The following is a 20,190-nucleotide window of genomic DNA, read 5'->3' as shown; positions in this document are numbered from 1 at the left end:
CTTCGGGTTGGATTACTTGTCGAGAGACCAGCCTGACGCCTTGATCAGCTGCAGAACCCGTCCAACTTCCGATGAGGCCGGAGTCGTGTCGATGGACGGAAAGAGTTCTTTCAGCATGTCGCCGAAGGTCAGTATCTCGATGGGGTTGCCGCCGAGATTCTCGCGGAACGTCGCGTTGTCCTGCCACGCCGCTCGGCTGCCCACGACTTTCGTGACGGCCGTGATGTAGGTGAACGAGGACGAACCCGTCAGTTCGGCGACCATCGTCCTGAACGCTGCGGCCCACTTCTCCCTGGTCAGTTCGCGAAACCCGCGCCAGGCCTCACGCCCCGAGACCACCTTGTTCTTGGCGATCGCATCGACCCAGTATTCGGGACGAAAGCCACCCTGCCAGCTCTTGCAGCTCACGACCATCACCCGACGCGCGCCGTCGAGTCGCGGATGGATGCCGATCACGTCGATGTCGCTATGCACGGCATCCTGGCGGGTGTCGTACTCCACATGATCGCCGGCAGGTCGAAACTTGATGTTGTGCCGGGTGAAGTACCCTTTGTGCTGCAGGTACTCGTCCACCATTTGTTCGAGGATGTCCTCTTTCATGCCTGTCCGCCCTCGCGATCGATCCGTTGGCTGGCAAATCCCTCGAACTCAGGCCGGAGGCGGCACTGCAGAAATGCCTCGAGGAGGTTGAGGACGTGGACACCGAGCGACGCATCGAGGATGAAGTTCACCCGATCGGTGTGCTCCCTGATCCAGCCGGGGACGTTCGTTTCGTTCAGGCCGGCGACGCCGATGCGCTCGCCGTGTTTGATCAAGGAGGCTGCCAGAGTGCTCTTCGCGCTGCCGGCGTTGTAGTGTTGAGCCGTGTAGCGAGCAGCGCTGTTGGGGCCGACCTTCCCGACCTTCAGCACATGAGGCCCAAACGAGAAGACGTACACCGCCATGGTGCCGGGCGGTAATGTCTTGGGCGGCACGTGCGGCGCAGGGCACCGCTCGATCGCGATGGCATCAAGCGCCAACGAGACGCCAGCCATGCCGGCGACACGGTGAAAATCCTCCAAGAGCAGATCGGGATTCCAGGTCATCGGCCCGATTCCTCGCCGCTCGACATCCACCCGTTTCCGGCAAGCCATGTTTGCGGAAATGCAGCACCTTGCTGGAGCGCGTCCAGCGGGAATGACAGGAAGGCACGCAGACCGGCAACGACCTCGGAAAGCTGAAGCTCGTCCAAGGCATTCTTCCTCAAGAATGCTTGCCACTGAGTCTGCTTCTGCCGATCCTGCGCGAATTCGTCGCTCAATCCGAAAGGGACGCCATCCGGCAGCGGTGTCCTGCGGCGCTCGAAGGTGGCGTGGATCGCCTTGCACAGGAGCGCGCCGTCGAAGTCGGTGTAGCGCGACAAGATCCAGAGATCGAAGTAATCCTTCATGCGGCTGTTGGCGATGCCGAGCGACACCAGTGCCTCCAGCTTCTCGGCGACAACCGTGTAGCGGGGGTAGGCGCGCAGCTTCGGGGCTGGCATGTCCGGCAGCATTACCGGGTAGTCGACGGCCTCGGGGCCGGGCGTCACGGCGTCGCCGAAACCCACGTCGACCTGCACGTGGCATCGGGCACCGTCCAACAGGCCGATCAGCGTGACCCGGACACCGGAGTAGTTGGCTTCCTTGCGGATCTCCTCCGCGTGTACCGAGTCAGGCTGGAAGCGTATGCCGTCGTCCAGTTCCACCGTACAGATGTCCCGAAACGCCGCCTCGACATGCGGGATCTCGGCCGAGCCGAAGCCCAGCAGATCGGCGTCGCGTGTCGGACGATGCGGGATGTCGAACCACAAGTCGAACAGCAGCGCACCTTTCAGCAGGAACTGGTCGGCGTGGGGGGAGATGCTGAGCCGGTAAAGCAGGCGCTCAAGCGCATAGCGGGTCAAGATCAGATTGAAGTCTTGTCGGGTCTCGCGGGCGCGGTTGAGCAGGCGGGCGCGCACCGAGGCGGCCATGTTGCGCTGGTTCATGACAGGCTTTCCATGTAGGGGCGCATCACATTGGCCACACGGCACAGCGCAGCAAAACGCCAAAGTTCATCCATGCTGACGCGCTTGGCACGCCAGGACTCCTGTAGCGCCTCCAGCGCGACATCGAGGCCGATCTTGTTGCGGAACTTGAAGCAGTCAGCCACGGTCCGGGCGACGTTGGTCACGCGCACCGGCACACCATCGATGAGGTGCTCCTCGACCCCCTCCGTCAGCGCGGCGCCAGAGAAGCGCACGATGCGCAGCGGGGGATAGTCCATCTTTGGCGCGCGTGCCTTGTTGGGAATTGCCAGCCAGACCTCGAACGGCGACTGTGTGGTGAGTTCATGTAGGCGCAGTGCCGACAGCAGGCAGACGATGGCTTGCGGGTGCTTGCGTGCCACCTCGGAGAGTGCGCCGTGTTCCGAGACGGCCCGGTCCGGAATTGCGTACAGGCCCCGTCCCACGCGCTGGAGCAGCCCTTGCCGCACCAGCCGCGTGAGGGCGATCGTGGGCAGCCCACGCTCATTGAGATCGCGTGGGCGAATAAGGCCGCGCTGGGCGGCAAGATCCAGAATGCTCTGGTGCGAACTGTCCATGTCGTCATAATGTTGCGAAACGTCGGTAGCTGTCAAGAACTACCGACAAAACACAACGGCCATGGTTTCCTTTGCCTGCCGATGCCGCAATCCAACCGTTTGATTCGTCAGCACGTAACCCATTGATCTGTATAGGTCCACGTTGCGGCCTCTGCGGACTTCGGCCCTTAGCCGGCGAGCGAGGCTGGAGAGAAGAATGGCCAGGAGAGAGCGAAATGGGGCCGAGATGGGCGAGACGACCGGAGGAAGGAAGTCCGCAGGAATCCGCAGGAGTCCCCGCGAACACGCGGGAGCGCGCAAGAAAAAAGGCCAACAGCGAACTGTTGACCTTTGTGTATTGGTGGAGGCGAGGGGAGTTGAACCCCTGTCCGAAGATCTTCAGCGCACCGGTTCTACATGTGTAGCCGATGTTTTGGTTTCGCCGCCGCCCACGCCCATCGGCCGGCTTAGAACGGCCGCTAGCCCAGTGTGTTCTCGTCCTCAGCCGCTGAGCACCGGCCTCGGACCAGCCCGCTGCATCGCGCCCCTTCCACCCCCGCGGGCCTCAGGTGGAGGGACGTCGCGGTCACTTACGCCGCGAGTGCCAGCTCGTGGTTGGCAGTTGCTTGTTTCCCGGAGGTTTTACGAGTCCCCGAGAGCTCGACATGCCCCGATGGCCTCACGATCCCCGTCGAAACCGGTCGCCCCCCTTCTCTTACGTGAAACATCGCTCGTCGTTCGTGAAGCGCGAGACATTCAAACCCACGCCTGAACCTACTGAAGCCATGTCTCTCCTCTTGCGAGATACGCTTCACGAGATATGTAATTATGATACCGTACAGATCAACGGGATGCCAGTGCGCTCCTCCGCTTTCACCGATGGAATTCGTTTGACCAACTTACAGGGCTCTGACCCGCTCCGGCTCGGCCTGGCGCGCCGTCGCCTCCAATGGAAACTCGCGTTCGCGCCAGGCGTCGATGCCGCCGGCCAGCGGGCGGACGTTGGTGATGCCTTTGCGCCGAAGCATGAGCGCCATCTTGGCGGCGGTGGCCTCATTCGGGCAGGCGCAGAAGAGAATCACGTCCCGATGCCGAGGGATCTCATGGTACCGCTGTTCCAATTCCTCCGCCGTCATGCGAAGCGCGCCGGGAATCGTGTACGGGTCGGCTTCGCGATCCAGTTCGCCCCGCAGGTCCACCACGAACACCTCCTGCCTGTTGTCCATCAGATCTTTCAGCTCATCGGCCGTGATACGGGCGATCCGTAGTTCACGCAGCACCCGCTGTCGATGCACGAACTTGTAAACGATATACGCGAGCAGGCCGATCCCCAGCGCCACCAGGAGGAACGTGCCCACGCGGGCCTCATGAGAGGCGATCGCTTCAAGTTGGCTGCTGAACACATACCCTGGCAGGATAAAGGCCAGCGTCCACAGGGCCGCCCCCAGACCGTTATAGAGCAGGAACCGCTTGTGTCCGATCCCGAACAGCCCGGCCAGCGCCGGGGCGAGCGTGCTCAGGCCGGGGATGAACTTCGCCAGGATCAGCGCGCGGGTGCCGTGGCGCGTGAAGAAGTTCTCGGTCCGCCGTACGCAGGAGTCCGGCTCCAGCGCAATGCGGCACAGGAGATTGAGCGCCTGCCGACCTCGATGACGGCCCAACTCGTACCAGACCACGTCACCGCTCAGGCAGGCCACGACGGAGAGCAGCACGGCGAAGGCGAGGTTCATCTTCCCGGCACCGGCCAGGGCACCCGCCGCCAACAACACAGGGATGGCCGGCAGCGGCAAGCCGATCTGCTCGGCAAAGACCACCGAGAATAAGACGATCCACCCGTACTGAATCAGAAACGCGCTGACTTCATCCACCGTCGTCGCTCGCCGTCATTTCTCGATCTCGAACCCGTTCTCCTTCCACCAGCGCCAGCCGCCTTCCAGCTCCATCACCGGATAGCCTTTCTTCGCGAACTCGAGTGCCCCCGCGGCGGCGAGGTGACAAACTTGCGAATAGCAATACAGGACATTGATCTTGTCCCTGCGCAGCACCGCCTTGAGTTTTTTGGCGTCGCCCCATCGGTCTTTGGGCAGGTTCGCCGCGCCAGGAATGTGGCCTTCGGCATAATCCTCCGAGGCCCGCAAGTCCACGATGTTCACCGGCTGGCCTTCTCTGACCCATCGTTCGAGCTCCACCGGGCCGGTGGTGAACGCCAGTTTGTCCGCAAAATACTTCTTCGCCCTCGCCGCACTGGGAATTTTGAGCTTGGTCGCCATTTCAATTCCTCCTTTTCCGAACTCTACGGCCTGCAGCCCTCTCGTCAGGATTTCGCGTCCAAATTGTTTTTGAAGCCCGCCTTCTTGTGCGCGCCGTCGCAGAACGGCTTGTTCGCCGACTGCCCGCAGCGGCATAGCCAGGTTTCGTCCCCGTCGACCGCGATCTCGCGGCCGCCCTCGGTCACGATCTTGATCTTGCCTTTGATGTAATACGGACCATCGTTCTTGGGAGTGATAATGACGTCGGCCATGGTTCTCCTCCTTGGTGTAAGTGAAGGTTGTCTCTACCTGCCTCCTCGCTTTCCATTCCCGAAGACGACCCCGGCTTGTTGCACTTCCCGGTAGGGCAGCAGCCAGACCAGCGATTCATCGTGCAGGTCCACCACTTGGACGCGATTCCCCCAGGGGTCGCGGAAGTCGCAGCGGAAGCCGGGCTCGAGTTTGAGCTTGTATTTCTTCGTGAGCTTTCTCCGTATTTCTTTGATCTGCCGGTCGTCGCGGACGATGAGGCCGAAGTGTTTCATGCGATCGGGTTGGAGCCGTGTGACTTCGAAGATGGCCATGAACTGGTGTTCGCCCAGTTTGCACCAGGCCGCGCCTTCGCTGCCGCGGAGCATCGTCAACCCGAACACATCCGAGTAGAATTTCACGGCCTGCTTCACGTCCGTGACCTCGATCGCGACATGGTTGCAGCCGTACACGTGAACCGCCATGGGTCCTTCCTACTTGTTCTCCTCCCCGTCGAAGGAGAGGATCGGAGCGGGGACGCGGCGCGCCACCAATCGCCTCAGATGTTCCGCCATCTCGTCGGCCGAGAGGCGGATTCGGTCACCGTGGCCCGGCAGCACCCATTCGAAGCGATACGAGAGCAGCTTGGCGAGCGATCCCAGCAGGCGCTGCTGGTCCCACACCAACCGTTCCGGTGCCCCCAGTCCTTTGCTGCCTCGATCCCACCACAGATGGTCGCCGGAAAACAGGAAGCGGTCGCCGTACAGCAGGGCCATGCTGCCTTCCGTGTGGCCCGGCACCGGAATGATGCGAAACTGCGCCGACACCTCGACCGCCTCGCCTCCCTCCACGACCCACTCCGCGCCCGGCGCCGCGTGGGCGTCAGCGCGGTGAATGATGCGGGTGGCACCGAACTCCTTCGCGTAGCGGGCTGAATCCGCCACGTCGTCTTCATGCGTGAGGAAGACGTACCGAATGCCACCCATGTTTTCGAAAGCCTGCACGAGCCGTTTCAGATAGCGGGGCGAATCGATGAGCCAGTTGCCGGCCGGATGGCGAATGACATAACTGTTCCCGCCGAACGACTTCTCCGAGTTGAATCCGCAGTAATAGACGCCGCCCTCCAGATGAAGCGGGAAGCTCGCCATCGCCGCCTGCAAGTGCGCCTTGTCGCTCCGCTCCGTTCCGATCGAGCCCACCGGGCAGGCAAGCAGGGCCCGGTAGGCTTGGCGGTGCTCTGTCTCACCCTCCGGCTGATGCGTGACTGCTGAGAATTCGCCTACTTCCTGGAAGCTCTTCGGGGCCAGTTGCCGGCAGGTGTCGCAGTTGATGCACGTCGCATCGACGAAGAAGTTGCCGGCGACGTTGGTCTCCAGGCGTTTCTTGATATCGGCCATAACGGCGGTCTTCACAGGCGAAGCGGCTTGATCGGCGACACCACCGCCGCGGGGTTCTGTTTCCAGATCGACTCGTCGGCGTCCACGTACAGCTCGACTTCATTCCCGTCCGGATCGCGGAGGTAGAGGCTCTGGCTGACCGTGTGGTCGCTCATCCCCTCGATGGGAATGCCGGCCCGCTCCAGCTCGCGCTTGGCTGTCCGCAGCTCTTCCAGACTATCACCCACTTTGATGCCGATGTGATAGAGCCCCAACCGCCGCCCGCGCGCCGGCGCCGGCGCGTCGCCGACTTCGATCAATAGCAATTCATGATGCGTTCGACCCGCCGTGAGGGCCACGGCCTTGCCCTCGAAGAGGCGGCCGACTTCCTTGAACCCCAGCAGATCACGATAGAACGCCAGCGACCGTTCCAAGTCTTTCACATAAAAAACCACATGCCCGAGATAGTGCGCTTTCATCTTCTTCTACCTCTGTTCAGCGCAGTCACCGACACAGGACGAAGTGTTCTGCTTCCAAACTTCGTTTCCCGATCCTTGTGAAGCGCACACTCCAGCCGTCGCTTGCCGATTGCAGCACCAGAGATAGACGACATCCGAGCGACGGAAACATCGAGGATTATCGCTGTCTCTTCCGTCCGGCTCAATTCATCTCCCAGATCAGCACCTCCGCGCCGGCGGTCGCGTCCGCCGTCAGGCGCCTGGCGCCGGCGGCGGTCAGCCGGACGGCATCCCCGGTCTCGAGCGCTCCAGCGCCTTCCAACGTCGCGCCACCCTTGGCCACATAGAGGTGGACAAACTTGGCGTCGGGCACGGTCACCGTTTCGTTCGGCTTCAGGCGGCCGCCCCACAGCACGGCGCTTTTCTGCCGAATCGAGATCGCGGCATTGTGTCCGCGGCCCGAGGCGATCGGCACCAGCCCGCCGCGGTTCAGCTCGTTGGTGATGTCAAGCTGTTCGTAGCCGGGCGTGACGCGCTCTGTATCGGGCAAGACCCACATCTGAACCAGGTGCAGGTCTGCAGCTTGCCGGGGATTCATCTCCGAGTGCCAGATGCCCGTTCCCGCGCTCATGCGCTGCGCGAGCCCCGGATAGATGATCCCCTTGTTGCCGACCGAGTCCTTATGCTCGACCTCCCCGTCCAACACCCACGTGACGATCTCCATGTCCCGGTGCGGGTGCGTTCTGAACCCCGTGCCGGCCTTGATCACGTCGTCGTTGCTCACCAGCAACAGGCCGTGATGGGTGTTCAGCGGGTCGTAGTGATCCGCGAAGCTGAAGCTGTGATACGAATCCAGCCAGCCGGTCTTCGTATGGAACCGTTCATGCGCCCGCCGAATGTCGATCGTCGAGGCCGTGCCCACCGTCCGTATCGTTTTCATGATCGTGTTTCCTTCCTTCCTTTCAAGCGGCTCAAGCGGCGATTTACTCTGTCACCTAGCCAGCTTCTCGGCGACCAGCTTATCCACCGACCATCTGCCCGCGCCGGTGATCATCAGCGCGATCGCGATCCCGATCACCAGCAGATGGTACTCATACCCTTCACCCTGTTGCTTGCCGAACCAGTTCATAAAGAACCCGTGCGGCCAGTGGACGAGTGAGACCGCTCCCAGCATGATGACGCCGATGCTCGCCGCGCTGAACCGCGTCAGAAACCCGGCAAGCAGGCCCAGGCTTCCGAAGAACTCGCCGATGATGATCAGGAATGCGACAAGCCACGGGAGGTGCATGGTCTCGGTGAAGAAGTTCATGGTACCGCCGAAGCCGAATCCCCCGTACCAGCCCAGCAGCTTCTGCGCGCCATGCGGAAACATCACCAGTCCCAATGTCACGCGCAGGATCAACCCGGTCCAACTGTCATCGGTTTGAAACAAGACTTTCATGGGTCACCCCCCTCTTCTCGCTGCGAAGCGACGCTCCCTCTTATTGCTCGTGGCGGGTCGAGGGAGCCCCGCGATGTGATTGCCCTGTTATCCGATCTCAACGGCCGCCGCCCGACAGTTGCGATTATAATAGTTCTAACTAGTACATTGTCAAGGGCCGAACGGCTTTTTCTCTACCTCGACCGGCCGGCAGGAATTTCCCTTGTCAGATCGGCCCGTTAAGGGGAGGGACCGGTTCAGGGTAGGACAATCCGGCCGTCTTGCCCTGAGTTCTGCCGAACGTGCCCGATTCCAGGACCGATTGCGCCACTTTGACGGCACCGTAGCCTCGACTGTCGTCCATTCCATAAGAGTCGGCTTCGCGCCGTAGCTTTTCTGCGACCGGCGACTTGAGACGCTTGGTTGACTTTTTACAGTCTTCTGACTAAGGTCAGACCCGCCCTGGTCTTCCCGCGCCACATTTTCAGGCCCCATGAGGCCGTCATGCCGAACACGTCAATGCGCCAGGAACCGGGGCGCCTTCGACGGCAAAGGCTTTGTAGGTCACTCGTTCCGTCAGTTCCTCACACGACGGCATTCTCCAACCATCCGTCATCCCTGCGGAGAAAGGGGGACATATGCTTATTCCTCTTCGAACTCTCATTGCTGGCGTACTGACATTCGTGGTGTTCGGCCTGCTCCGCGCGGCGGTCTCGGCCGAGGTGAAAGTCGACGAGCAGATCGTCGGTCCGGCCTATGAACGGGGCGTGACCTACATTCTCAGCTCGAAAGGCCCGCACCCCGCCACAGTGCATCCCCAAGGCAGTCGATTCGCGGTCACCGTGGATGGGGTGCAAGGTCCACCGTTCGACGAAACCTTGAAGTCGGCGCTCAACGATTTACGCCACGGCTACGCGATGAATCTGAACGAAAGCCCGGTCCACGTCGCGTTCAGCCCCGATGGCACTCGCTATGCCTTTGCGGCGCGCAGCGGGAAAGACCTCGTCGTGATAGCCGACGGCAAAGAGATGTATCGCGCGCCGGCGCCGGCCAGCGAAGGCGGTCTTCCTCCGCGATTCGAGGAGCAGATTCGTTACCTGATGTTTTCACCCGACGGCAAGAAGGTGCTGTTTCTTGTCCCGACTCTCGACGCACCGCAGGAGCAGGTCTATGACCGCCGGGAAGGTGTGCCGTTGCCGAGGAGTCTGGCGGTGCGGCTGATGATCGACGGCAAGCCGGCGTCACCGGCGTTTACGCCGACGGTGATGCATCTGCCGCGGTTCAACGCCGACGGCTCGCATTGGGTATTGCTGGGAGGGCGCCCGGGGACCGGAGGCATGGGCTTTCTCCTCGTGGACGGGAAAGACGCCGGCGATGTCGGCCGACCGGAGTTCGGGGATGAAACGGTAGCGGACGGAACCCGCTCGTTCCAGTTTTATCTCGGCTTGCCGCAGTTCACGCCGGACGGCAAACGGCTCGTTTCGTTGCGTCAGAATCCGAAGGAACAAACGCACGAATTGCTCGTGGATGGCAAACCGATCCTCGCGTCGAAAAGGATTTATTTTTATTTCGTGACCGCGGCCGGTCACATCGCCGCCGTGGCCATGGACCGCGACGGCAAGCGGCGGCTCTTTATGAACGGCAAAGCCGTCGCCGGAACCGATCATGCCTATCATGTCGTCTTCAGTCCAGACGGAAAACGGTGGGCGGCGGCTTGCGCGGAGTTGTCGGACATCGCCATCGGCAATTCTGCGGGCGCCCAAGCCGGCATTCACGCCCACGGCGCCTGGGTGGTCGTGGACGGCAAGAAAGAACTCGAATACGCGAAGGTCTCCGACCTCGCGTTCACGCCCGATTCGTCACGTCACGTGTATGTGGCCGAAGCTCCCGGCACCGGTGGCCCAGGCCAACAGTTCGTCGTGATCAACGGCGAGGAAGGTCCCGGCCACCGGAACTTGCGCGTCAAACCGACATTTTCCAAAACCGGCAACCGCGTCACTTACGTTGGTGAAGTGATGGGAGGAAAGGTCCAGGTGTACCTCGACGGCAAGCCCCTCCCTCCGTCGCAGAACGCTCATAACGTCACGCTCAGCCCAGACGGTTCACGCCACGCGTATTACGCTGCGGAGAGTTCGCTTGCATCGGCGTTGATGGTCGACGGCGAACCGAAAGGCCGAGGTGGCGGATTCGGCGGGCCGTTCTGTTCAGCGAAAACGGGAAACACCTCGTCACGATAGCGTCGCCTCCCCAAGGGGGTGGTGCTGCGATGTTCGTGGACGGCGAATTCCTCGCCTTTCCGAAAGCCTTGCAAGGCGCAGGGCCGTTGGCCTTCACCGCCGACCACCGCAACCTCATCGTCGGCGGACTGGAAAACGGTCCCGAAGGTCGACCCGCCCGCACGTACTATTTGAACGGAACGCGCGTCGCACAGTTTTCGTCTCAAGCCGTCTCATCGTTCGGCACGACGATGGGGCAACCGCAACCTTGGGAAATGCAGCCCGATGGCAGCGTGCTCTTCATCGGCGCCGAGCCGACCGGCCTGTTCGGCGGCCAGATGAAACGGATCACAGTCAGCCCGGACTCCGGCACTTCTGTCGCGACCTGGATTGCCGATGCTCAAGCCGCGCAGAAGAAGGCCGTGGAAGATGCCGCGGCTGCCGCCGCCAAGGCGAAGGCGGACAAAGACGCCGCCGCCGCGGCCAAAGCCAAAGAACGAGAGGAAGCCATCGCGGCGAAGGAAAAGGCTAGGCAGGAGGCCTTGGACGCCAGAAAAAAAGCCCTGGAGGAACGGGCGGCGGCCAGAGAAAAAGCCCGAGCCGAGGCCGAAGCCGCCAGAGCCGCGAAGAAGAAACAGCCGCAATAACTCCAGATTGTTGCCCGAAGGGAGGGGCTAAGCCATCTCTCCCTGAGAGCAGGCGCGCTCGAACGTGTGAGACCATGCCTTAATCACGATCCCGTCGGCCGCCCTTAAGGACCCGTTCGACTTCACGGCTGGCCTCGCGTTCCTTGATCGTCTCGCGGCGGTCGTACTGTTTCTTGCCCTTGGCGAGCGCCAGCTCCACCTTGGCACGGCCGCGCGGGGTGAAGTAGATGCGGAGCGGGACCAGCGTCAGGCCCTTCTGCTGCGTCCGGCCGATCAGCTTGTTGATCTCCTTGCGGTGGAGGAGCAGCTTCCTGGGCCGCAGCGGGTCGTGGTTCATGATGTTGCCGTGACTGTAGGGACTGATGTGGCAGTGGTGGAGGAAGACCTCGCCGTCGTCCACGCTGGCATAGCTGTCCTGCAGATTGGCCCGCCCTTCGCGCAGCGACTTGACTTCCGTGCCCTTGAGCGCGAGCCCGGCTTCGAACTTCTCCTCGATGAAATAGTCGTGGAACGCTTTCCGATTGGTCACCACGACCTTTTCGCCCTTATCTTTCTCCTTGATCATGACGCGCCACTATAGCACCCGCGGAAACGTTCAGCCATCAGCCTTCAGCATGAGGGCTTGATCCGGGGCCTGCTGAACGCTGAGAGCTGACCGCTGTTCGCTGCTCTGCTACAATGCCGCCATGCCTGCGGCCGGCTCCTTCGATTCCTTCGCATCCATTCTCGGCGGCATGGCCCGTCGTTTAGGCTTGGAGTCCAAGCTCACCGAATTCCGGTTGCGCCGGCAATGGGCCGAGATCGTCGGCCCGCAGGTCGCGGCGCATACGAGACCGGACCAGATTCGCTTCAAAAAGCTCCATCTGCTCGTGCGCAATTCGGTGTGGCTCCACCAACTGACGTTCTTGAAGCCGGACCTGTTGGCCAAGATCAACGCCGAAGCCGGCGGCGAGGCGGTCACCGACATCGTCCTGCGCATCGGCGACTTCGGTCCGGCGGATGAAGATGTTCAACGTTCGAGGCTGGATCTCGATTCCCGACCCTCGGACTTCGACCCTCGAACGGCTCTTGAACACGAGGCGGCTGCGCATGCCGAGGCAGTGAAGGACCCGGAGCTGCGGGCGCAATTGGCCGCCGTCATGGCCCAGGCGCTGTCTCTCCCCGAGAAACCTCGCTCCCCGCGGCAATCCGCCCCTTGATCAGCTCCCGCATGCACGCCGACTCGCCGAAGGGTGTCCTTCTCGCCGCAGCCCGGACTGCGGCGCCCACGCTGCTGCCGGATCGCATCGGCGAGAAGTAGGGGATACCACTCCAAAAAAGGATGCGCAAAGTAAGGCGGGAACTAGCAGGTGATCGCCGACGGCGCTCTGCTATCCGCCGCTCCCGTCGTCCGAAGCCGTGTCCTCGCGCTCGCCGCTCTCCGCCAGTCTGGCCACCGCGACCACCCGGTCGTCGTCGCCTTCGAGCTCGATGATCCGGACACCCTGGGTATTGCGACCGCTCTCCCGGATATCGTCCACGCGGCAGCGTAAAATCTTGCCTTTGGCCGCCATCAACATGATCTCATCGCCGTCCCGCACTTGCAGAAACCCGACCGCGAGCCCGTTGCGCTCCGTGGTCTTGACGCTGATGATGCCCTTGCCGCCGCGGCCCGTGACCCGATACTCGGTGACCGGCGTCCGTTTTCCATAGCCGCCTTCGGTGACCGTCAAGATTTGGGTCGTCGAGTCGGGGGTGATCGTCTCCATACCGATCACCTCATCGCCGTCCTCGAGCGTGATTCCACGGACGCCGTGCGCCGTCCGGCCCATCGGCCGCACCTCGGCTTCCTTGAACCGGATGACGATTCCCTGCCGCGTGCCAAGGAGAATTTCTCGCTGACCGTCGGTGATCTCCACCCCGATAAGCTTGTCGCCTTCATCAAGCGAAAGCGCGATGATGCCGCCTTGGCGTGGATTGCTGAACGCGGAGAGCTCGGTCTTCTTAATGATCCCCTGTCTGGTCGCCATGACGACATACCGGTCCTCGCGGAACTCTTTAACCGGCACCGTGGCGGTGACCTTTTCGTCCGACCCCAAAGCCAGTAAGTTGATGAGCGCTTTGCCTTTGGCGGCCCGGCCCGCCTCCGGGATCTCGTGGACTTTGAGCCAATACACCTTCCCGGCGTCCGTGAAGAACAGGAGGTAGTCGTGCGTGGAGGCGGTGAATAGCGTCTCGACGAAGTCTTCTTCCTTGATGCCCATGCCGATTTTGCCCTTGCCGCCTCGCCGTTGGGCCCGGTAGAGAGAGACCGGGTTCCGTTTGATATAGCCGGCGTGGGAGATGGTGACGACGACTTCCTCCTCGGCGATGAGGTCTTCGATGCTGATTTCCGCTTCTTCCTTGACGATCTGCGTCCGCCGCTCGTCCTTGTACGCTTCCCGGATCTCGACCAACTCATCCTTAATGATCTTCCGCACCAGCGCTTCGCTGCCCAGCACGGAGCGGAGATACTCGATCTGCTTGAGGACCTCTCGGTACTCCTCGACGAGTTTGGTGCGCTCCAACTGCGTCAGCCGCTGCAAGCGCATGTCGAGAATCGCGTTGGCCTGAATCTCAGTCAGGGCGAATCGCCGCATCAGGCCGCTGCGCGCCTCGTCCGGCGACTGAGCCCGGCGGATCAGCGTGATCACCGCGTCGAGGTTGTCAAGCGCGATCTTGAGCCCTTCGAGCACGTGGGCGCGCTCTTCCGCCTTGCGCAACTCGAAGGACGTGCGGCGCACGACGACTTCGCGGCGATGGTCGATGAAGGCGGACAGGATCTGCTTGAGGTTCAGGACCTCCGGCCGGTTGTTCACCAGCGCCAACATGATGACCCCGAAGGTCGTCTGGAGCTGGGTGTGCTTGTAGAGGTTGTTCAACACGACCAGGGGGATCTCGCCGCGCTTGAGCTCGATGACGATCCGGACGCCGTCCCGATCCGATTCGTCACGCAGGTCCGCGATGCCTTCGATCCGCCTGTCCTGGACGAGCTCGGCGATTTTCTCAATCAGGTTGGCCTTGTTGACCTGATAGGGAATCTCAGTGACGATCAGCCGCTCGCGGTCGGTCCGCTCGTCGCTTTCGATGTTGACCTTGGCCCGTAGAGTCAGCAGGCCCCGGCCCGTCTCGTAGGCCTTTTTGATCCCCTCCGTGCCGTAAATGAAGCCGGCGGTCGGGAAGTCCGGCCCGGGGATTTTCTTCATCAGTTGGGCGATCGTGGCGTCGGGGTTCTCCAGCAGCAAGAGGAGGCCGTCGATGACTTCGGCCAGGTTGTGCGTGGGGATGTTGGTCGCGTAGCCGACGGCGATGCCGCCCGCGCCGTTGATCAACAGATTGGGCACCTTGGCGGGCAGGACGACGGGCTCCACTCTCGACTCGTCGTAGTTGGGGACAAAATCGACGGTCTCCTTGTCGATATCGGCCAGCATTTCCTCGGCGAGCTTCGTCAGCCTCGCCTCGGTGTACCGCATGGCGGCGGGCGGATCGCCGTCCATCGAGCCGTAGTTGCCCTGGCCGTCCACGAGTGGATAGCGCATGTTGAAGTCCTGCGCCATCCGCACCAGCGTATCGTAGATCGCCGCGTCGCCATGGGGATGGTAGTTCCCCATGATCTCGCCAACGATCTTGGCCGACTTGCGATAGGCCCGGTTGTGGGTCAGGCCCATCTCGTGCATGCCGTAAAGGATGCGGCGGTGGACCGGCTTGAGGCCGTCGCGCACGTCCGGGAGCGCGCGTCCTACGATCACGCTCATCGCGTAATCCAGATAGGACGAGCGCATCTCGTCTTCGATCGCGATCTGGCCCAATCGTTCGTCGGAGGGCATTGGTCTCCTTGGCCGGCAGCAAGCAGCCGACGGCAGACTGAGTGACTGTGCTGCTTGCTACACGTCGAGGTTCCGCACTTCGAGCGCGTGCTCCTGGATGAAATTCCGCCGCGGTTCGACTTCGTCGCCCATCAGAATGGTGAAGATCTCGTCCACGCCGGTGACGTCCTCCAATTTCACCTGGAGCAGCGTGCGGGTCTCTGGATTCATGGTCGTTTCCCAGAGCTGTTCGGGATTCATTTCGCCCAAGCCCTTGTAGCGCTGGATGGTCAACCCTTGTTTTCCATGCTCTAGAATCGTCTGAACCAACCTCGACGTATCGGGATGCTGCGTCTCGACCCCCTTGGCCTTGAGCTTGTACGGGGCCCGGCCGAGTCCGATCGCCGACGGCGCGAGTTTCTGCAGCTCGCGGAAGTCGGCCGACCCGACCAGCTCGTGCGTCACATCCAGGCTGTGCACCAACCCGTTGGTCTGGATTCGGGTGATGATCTTGTTGGACTGATGTTCTTCATCCTCGACGATGTCGATCGTCGGCGCGGCCTTAGGATAGGCGAGCGCGAGGGTTTTCTTGACGCTCGCCACGACCTTCTTGAGCGCCGCCTGGTTCTTCAGCAGATCGCGATCCAGCCCGGGTTCGTCCACGAACGCCCGGAGAATGTTCGCCTCGTGATGCTTCTTGCTCAAGCGGCCAAGCAGGCTTTCGAACGCGATCAGCTTTCTCAGAATCGGCAGCAGCCGGCGGCCGGTGACGAAAGCCTGGGAACTCTCCATATACAGTTCGACATCCTCGACGGCCAGGTCGGCCAGATACTCGTTCAGCGCCGCCTCATCTTTGAGATAGCGCTCGGTCTTGCCTTTCTTCACTTTGAACAACGGCGGCTGCGCGATGTAGATATAGCCGCGCTCGATCAGTTCCGGCATCTGGCGGAAAAAGAAGGTGAGAAGCAGAGTGCGGATGTGGCTGCCGTCCACGTCCGCGTCGGTCATCAGAATGATCTTGTGATACCGGGCCTTCGCGATGTCGAAGGCTTCCTTGTCGTCCTTCCCCTTCTCGCTCTCCGCGTCTTCGCGCTTGCGCCCGATCCCGGTACCCAGCGCCATGATCAGGGTGCGAATCTCGTCACTCGAGAGCATCTTGTCGAAGCGGGCCTTCTCGACGTTGAGGATCTTTCCCTTGAGCGGCAGGATAGCCTGGAACTTGCGGTCGCGTCCCTGCTTAGCCGAGCCGCCGGCCGAGTCGCCCTCGACAATGAACAGCTCGCTCTGCGCTGGGTCTTTCTCCGCGCAATCGGCCAGCTTGCCGGGCAGGGAGCCTCCGTCCAGCGCGCTTTTGCGACGGATCAACTCCTTCGCCTTGCGGGCCGCCTCGCGGGCCCTGGCCGCCTCGATCGCCTTGCCAACGATCTTGCGGGCGATAGCGGGATTCTCCTCGAAATACGTCCCCAGCGCCTCGTTGACTGCCGCCTCCACGATGCCCTTGACCTCGCTGTTACCGAGCTTCGCTTTGGTCTGGCCTTCGAACTGTGGATTCCGCAACTTCACGCTGACGACGGCCGTCAGCCCTTCGCGCACATCGTCGCCCGTGAGTGACTCGACCTCCTTTTTCAGCAGGTCGTTGGCGCTGGCGTAATTGTTGATCGTGCGGGTCAGCGCCGCCTTGAACCCGACCAGGTGGGTGCCGCCTTCGCGGGTATTGATGTTGTTCGCGAATGAGAACAGGTTCTCCGCGTAGCCGTCGTTGTACTGAAGCGCCACCTCCAGGATCATGTCGGGCTTCTCGACATTGATGTAGATGGGCTTGTGCAGCGGCGTCTTGGCTTCGTTGAGGTGCTCGACGAACGAAACGATTCCTCCTTTGTACCGGAACGTCTGCTCCTTCACCGGTTCCTTGCGCTCATCCTTGAGCGTGATTGCCAGTCCCTTGTTAAGGAAGGCCAGCTCGCGTAGCCGCTGGGCCAGCACGTCGAAGCTGAATTCGGTCGTCTCGAAGATTTGAGGGTCCGGTTTGAAGGTCACCTTGGTGCCGCGCCGCTTCGTTTTGCCAGTGACTTTCAGCGGCGCTGTCGGCTTGCCACGTTCGTAGCGCTGTTCGAAGACCTGGCCGTCCTGCCAGATCTCGAGCTCCAGCCACTCGGAGAGGGCGTTGACCACCGAGATGCCGACGCCGTGCAGTCCGCCGGACACGGTGTAGGCGCCCTGTTCGAACTTGCCCCCCGCGTGGAGCATCGTGAGCGCGACCTCCGCCGCCGACTTTTTCTGCGTCGGGTGCATACCGGTCGGGATCCCGCGCCCGTTGTCCACAACGGTCACGCTGCCGTCGATGTGGATGGTGACATCGATCGTCTCGCCGAACCCGGCCATATGCTCGTCGACGCTGTTGTCGACGACCTCGTAGACCAGGTGGTGCAATCCGTCCGGCCCTGTGCTGCCGATATACATCGCAGGGCGCTTGCGGACGGCGTCGAGGCCCTCCAGCACCTTGATTTGGTCGGGACTGTAACTGTCCGGCTTACCCGGGCGCGGCTTCTCGGTGGTCTCGTCTGATTCCTTCGTTGCCATCCGTCTCCTACGTGCAGGCGGTAGGCTCTAGGCGACAGGCAAGAAATGAAGCACCGGTTCCGTCGTCCCTCGCCTAGCGCCCATTGCCTAGTGCTTCATATCTTAACAGGCATCACCACGCACTTGAACCCCGGGGTCTCTGGTTCCTGGATCAGGCAAGGGCTGAGCGGCGTCTCCATTTGCAGGGTGACGGTGTCCCCGTCCATCACGCCGAAGACATCCAGCAGGTAGCGCGCGTTGAAGCCGGTGGTCAACGGCTCGCCCTCGTACCGGGCGGCTAATTCTTCGGTGGCTTCGCCGTACTCCGGATGGCTCGCAAACAGCGTCAGTCTCCCTGGCGCGAAGGAGAGCCTCACCGCGTTGGCCTTGTCGCGCGACAAAACGGAGACCCGCCGTAGCGCACTTTCCAACTCGCCGCGCTTCACGGCGATCCGCTTGTGGCTCTCCTTGGGGAGGACTTGCTGGTAGTTCGGGTAGTTGCCCTCCATTAACCGCGAAGTCAGGAGCAGGCCGCTCTTGCGAAAGATCATCAGATTCTTGGTGAACCCGATCAACGGCTCTTCGTCGCCGCCTTCTTCCAGGAGCCGGCGGATCTCCTGGGCGGCCTTTTTCGGGATGATAGCTTTGATGTCCTTCGGCACGTTCCTGCTGCCGGGTTGGCCGATTTCCTGCTCGGCGACGGCCAGGCGATGCCCGTCCGTCCCAACCAGCCGCAGCATGGTCTTCTTGTCGGTCGCGGCCAGGGTGACCAGCAACCCGTTCAAGATGTAGCGCGCGTCGTTGTCCCCGGCGGCGAACAACGTCTTGCGGATCAACTCCAGGAAGCCGGCGCCGGTCAACGGCGTCAACCCTTCGCGCTCGATCGCCGGCAGAGCCGGGTAGTCGCCGCTGGGCAAGCCCACGATCTTGAATTGGCTCTTGCCGGCCTGGATTGTCGTCCAATGATTGTCGCCAGTGGTCAACTCGACGTCGCCGTCCGGCAATTCCTTGATGATCTCGTAGAGCTTCCGCGCTGAGAGTGTGATGCCTCCGGGCTCCAGCACGGTGGCCTTGTACAGGCCCCGCATGCCGATCTCCAGGTCGGTGGCAACGATCTCCGTCCCTTCCTGCTTGGCTTCCAGCAGCACATTCGACAGAATGGGCATAGTGTTCCGCTTTTCCACCACCCCCTGGACGCGTTGCAAGCCGGTCAGCAGCTCGTCACGACCGATCCGCATCTTCATAAATGGTCCCTCCGCCTCGAACCTTTATCCCCTCAAAATCTGTTCTTTTAAACTCTCCAACGTGGCGTTGAGCACGCTGTCGGTCTCCCGAGCCTTCGCGATCTGCTTGCACGCGTGGATGATCGTTGTATGGTCTTTGCCGCCGAAGTGACGGCCGATCTCGGGAAACGAGGCGTCGGTCAATTCACGGCAAAGATACATAGCGATCTGCCTGGGATGCACAAGCGTCTTGCTGCGCCGCCGTGACTTCAGATCGCTGATCTTGACGTGGAACCGGGCGCTCACGGCCTCCTGAATGTCGTCCAGCACGATGATTTTCTTCTTGTCGCCGATCAGATCCCGCAGCACGTTCTTCGCCATCTCCAGCGTGATAGCCTGCCCGGTCAACGATGAGTACGCGCCCAACCGGACCAGCGAACCCTCGAGCTCGCGGATGTTGTTTTTCATCGTGGTGGCCAGGAAGTGGATGACGTCTTCCGGAAGGACGATACCCTCGTCTTCGGACTTCTTGCGCAAGATGGCGATCCGCGTCTCCACGTCCGGCGGCTGCAGATCCGCGATCAACCCCCACTCGAAGCGGGATCGGAGCCGCTCTTCGATATCCGGCATATCTTTAGGGAACCGATCGCTCGACAACACAATCTGCTTCCTCGCCTCATAGAGCGCGTTGAACGTGTGAAAGAATTCTTCCTGTGTCCGCTCCTTTCCCGCCAGAAACTGAATATCATCGATCATCAACATGTCGATGTTCCGATACCGCTTGCGGAGGTCGATCATCTTGTCGTACCGGATCGAGTTGATGACCTCATTGGTGAACTGCTCCGTTGTCACATAGGCGATACGAAGATCGGTGTGGTCTGCGACGTGATTCCCGATTGCATTCAAGAGGTGGGTTTTCCCCAGCCCCACGCCCCCATAGATGAAAAGCGGGTTATAGGCCTTTGCAGGCTGCTCGGCCACGGCCATGCTGGCGGCATGGGCGAACTGATTTCCCGCCCCGACGACGAAGCTTTTGAACGTGTATTTGGGATTCAACTGAATGCCACGCCTGAGTCGGTTTGCTGTCTGCGAGCGCCCCGCAACGAGCGGCGCTCCTTCATCCGGCCGAGCCTCCGCTTTCCTGTCCACGACAAACGCGACGTCCACGGTTTCCCCTCCGTTCGCTCCAGACAGAGCCTCCGCTAAAAGATCGCGGTAATGTTGGGTCAACCAGTCCGCAAAGAACCGGTTCGGTACTGCGATTTTCGCCCCGGAATCGTCGAGGCTCTGTAGATGAAGCGGTGCGAACCATGTCTCGAAGACCTGCTTCGGCACCCGTTCCGACACCTCAGCCAACGCCCGATCCCACACAGCCTGGACATCCAT

The 20,190-nt window shown here is 61.6% G+C and carries 21 protein-coding genes and 1 other RNA gene; 3 read left to right on the top strand and 19 right to left on the bottom strand.

What is annotated here, in order from left to right; genetic code table 11:
• Positions 1 to 12: 12 nt before the first annotated feature.
• From ACWHTU_RS00110 to ACWHTU_RS00045, 14 genes are all read right to left on the bottom strand, one after another.
• On the bottom strand, positions 13 to 600 hold the full coding sequence (locus ACWHTU_RS00110) for an NERD domain-containing protein (RefSeq protein ID WP_024892249.1): 588 nt from the start codon (positions 598 to 600) through the stop codon (positions 13 to 15).
• Complete coding sequence (locus ACWHTU_RS00105; protein WP_024892248.1) at positions 597 to 1,085, bottom strand: hypothetical protein; 489 nt, start codon at positions 1,083 to 1,085, stop codon at positions 597 to 599. Before ACWHTU_RS00105 ends, ACWHTU_RS00110 begins: the two co-directional genes overlap by 4 nt.
• Entirely contained in the window at positions 1,082 to 2,008 is a 927-nt protein-coding gene (locus ACWHTU_RS00100; RefSeq protein WP_185974921.1) for a nucleotidyl transferase AbiEii/AbiGii toxin family protein, read from the bottom strand. The genes ACWHTU_RS00105 and ACWHTU_RS00100 overlap by 4 nt, the downstream gene beginning before the upstream one ends.
• Positions 2,005 to 2,604: a type IV toxin-antitoxin system AbiEi family antitoxin domain-containing protein gene (locus ACWHTU_RS00095; RefSeq protein WP_024892246.1), complete on the bottom strand. Its 600-nt coding sequence runs from the start codon at positions 2,602 to 2,604 to the stop codon at positions 2,005 to 2,007. The genes ACWHTU_RS00100 and ACWHTU_RS00095 overlap by 4 nt, the downstream gene beginning before the upstream one ends.
• Before the next feature lie 338 nt (positions 2,605 to 2,942).
• Positions 2,943 to 3,292, bottom strand: a transfer-messenger RNA (tmRNA) gene (gene ssrA, locus ACWHTU_RS00090).
• 190 nt (positions 3,293 to 3,482) lie between these two features.
• On the bottom strand, positions 3,483 to 4,451 hold the full coding sequence (locus ACWHTU_RS00085; RefSeq protein ID WP_447860937.1) for a VTT domain-containing protein: 969 nt from the start codon (positions 4,449 to 4,451) through the stop codon (positions 3,483 to 3,485).
• A 15-nt stretch (positions 4,452 to 4,466) separates the two neighbouring features.
• Positions 4,467 to 4,853, bottom strand: a complete 387-nt coding sequence (locus ACWHTU_RS00080; RefSeq protein WP_447860936.1) for a rhodanese-like domain-containing protein — start codon at positions 4,851 to 4,853, stop codon at positions 4,467 to 4,469.
• Between the two features lie 44 nt (positions 4,854 to 4,897).
• Positions 4,898 to 5,104, bottom strand: a complete 207-nt coding sequence (locus tag ACWHTU_RS00075; RefSeq protein WP_447860935.1) for a CDGSH iron-sulfur domain-containing protein — start codon at positions 5,102 to 5,104, stop codon at positions 4,898 to 4,900.
• Between the two features lie 33 nt (positions 5,105 to 5,137).
• Positions 5,138 to 5,566, bottom strand: a complete 429-nt coding sequence (locus tag ACWHTU_RS00070) for a VOC family protein (protein ID WP_447860934.1) — start codon at positions 5,564 to 5,566, stop codon at positions 5,138 to 5,140.
• Positions 5,567 to 5,575: 9 nt separating this feature from the next.
• Positions 5,576 to 6,493 (bottom strand): MBL fold metallo-hydrolase, encoded by a 918-nt coding sequence (locus ACWHTU_RS00065; RefSeq protein WP_447860933.1) that lies wholly within the window; start codon positions 6,491 to 6,493, stop codon positions 5,576 to 5,578.
• Positions 6,490 to 6,936: a VOC family protein gene (locus ACWHTU_RS00060; protein WP_447860932.1), complete on the bottom strand. Its 447-nt coding sequence runs from the start codon at positions 6,934 to 6,936 to the stop codon at positions 6,490 to 6,492. Before ACWHTU_RS00060 ends, ACWHTU_RS00065 begins: the two co-directional genes overlap by 4 nt.
• Before the next feature lie 181 nt (positions 6,937 to 7,117).
• A complete protein-coding gene (locus ACWHTU_RS00055) occupies positions 7,118 to 7,855 on the bottom strand; it encodes a pirin family protein (RefSeq protein ID WP_447860931.1) in 738 nt (245 codons plus the stop codon).
• Positions 7,856 to 7,906: 51 nt separating this feature from the next.
• Positions 7,907 to 8,356 carry a DoxX family protein gene (locus tag ACWHTU_RS00050; protein WP_447860930.1) on the bottom strand — a complete coding sequence of 150 codons (450 nt, stop codon included), beginning with the start codon at positions 8,354 to 8,356 and terminating at the stop codon, positions 7,907 to 7,909.
• A gap of 205 nt (positions 8,357 to 8,561) precedes the next feature.
• Positions 8,562 to 8,699, bottom strand: a complete 138-nt coding sequence (locus ACWHTU_RS00045; RefSeq protein WP_447860929.1) for a hypothetical protein — start codon at positions 8,697 to 8,699, stop codon at positions 8,562 to 8,564.
• A 274-nt stretch (positions 8,700 to 8,973) separates the two neighbouring features.
• Here ACWHTU_RS00045 and ACWHTU_RS00040 point away from each other — a divergent pair, with 274 nt between their 5' ends.
• Both ACWHTU_RS00040 and ACWHTU_RS00035 read left to right on the top strand, forming a co-directional pair.
• Positions 8,974 to 10,572, top strand: coding sequence for a hypothetical protein (locus ACWHTU_RS00040; RefSeq protein WP_447860928.1), 1,599 nt, complete (start codon positions 8,974 to 8,976; stop codon positions 10,570 to 10,572).
• A gap of 29 nt (positions 10,573 to 10,601) precedes the next feature.
• Positions 10,602 to 11,198 carry a hypothetical protein gene (locus tag ACWHTU_RS00035; protein WP_447860927.1) on the top strand — a complete coding sequence of 199 codons (597 nt, stop codon included), beginning with the start codon at positions 10,602 to 10,604 and terminating at the stop codon, positions 11,196 to 11,198.
• Positions 11,199 to 11,277: 79 nt separating this feature from the next.
• On the opposite strand, the gene smpB is transcribed toward ACWHTU_RS00035, so the two are convergent.
• On the bottom strand, positions 11,278 to 11,763 hold the full coding sequence (smpB, locus tag ACWHTU_RS00030) for an SsrA-binding protein SmpB (protein ID WP_447860926.1): 486 nt from the start codon (positions 11,761 to 11,763) through the stop codon (positions 11,278 to 11,280).
• 121 nt (positions 11,764 to 11,884) lie between these two features.
• On the opposite strand from smpB, the gene ACWHTU_RS00025 reads away from it, so the two are divergent.
• Entirely contained in the window at positions 11,885 to 12,397 is a 513-nt protein-coding gene (locus ACWHTU_RS00025; protein WP_447860925.1) for a DUF721 domain-containing protein, read from the top strand.
• A 171-nt stretch (positions 12,398 to 12,568) separates the two neighbouring features.
• Here ACWHTU_RS00025 and gyrA read toward each other — a convergent pair whose 3' ends face one another.
• From gyrA to dnaA, 4 genes are all read right to left on the bottom strand, one after another.
• Positions 12,569 to 15,043 carry a DNA gyrase subunit A gene (gene gyrA / locus ACWHTU_RS00020; RefSeq protein ID WP_447860924.1) on the bottom strand — a complete coding sequence of 825 codons (2,475 nt, stop codon included), beginning with the start codon at positions 15,041 to 15,043 and terminating at the stop codon, positions 12,569 to 12,571.
• Between the two features lie 57 nt (positions 15,044 to 15,100).
• Positions 15,101 to 17,602 (bottom strand): DNA topoisomerase (ATP-hydrolyzing) subunit B, encoded by a 2,502-nt coding sequence (gyrB, locus tag ACWHTU_RS00015; protein ID WP_447860923.1) that lies wholly within the window; start codon positions 17,600 to 17,602, stop codon positions 15,101 to 15,103.
• Between the two features lie 95 nt (positions 17,603 to 17,697).
• Complete coding sequence (gene dnaN, locus ACWHTU_RS00010; RefSeq protein ID WP_447860922.1) at positions 17,698 to 18,825, bottom strand: DNA polymerase III subunit beta; 1,128 nt, start codon at positions 18,823 to 18,825, stop codon at positions 17,698 to 17,700.
• A 24-nt stretch (positions 18,826 to 18,849) separates the two neighbouring features.
• Entirely contained in the window at positions 18,850 to 20,190 is a 1,341-nt protein-coding gene (dnaA, locus tag ACWHTU_RS00005) for a chromosomal replication initiator protein DnaA (RefSeq protein WP_447860921.1), read from the bottom strand.

The sequence above is a fragment of the Nitrospira calida genome, from assembly GCF_976986435.1.
This window is presented reverse-complemented; position numbering and strand designations above follow the sequence as displayed.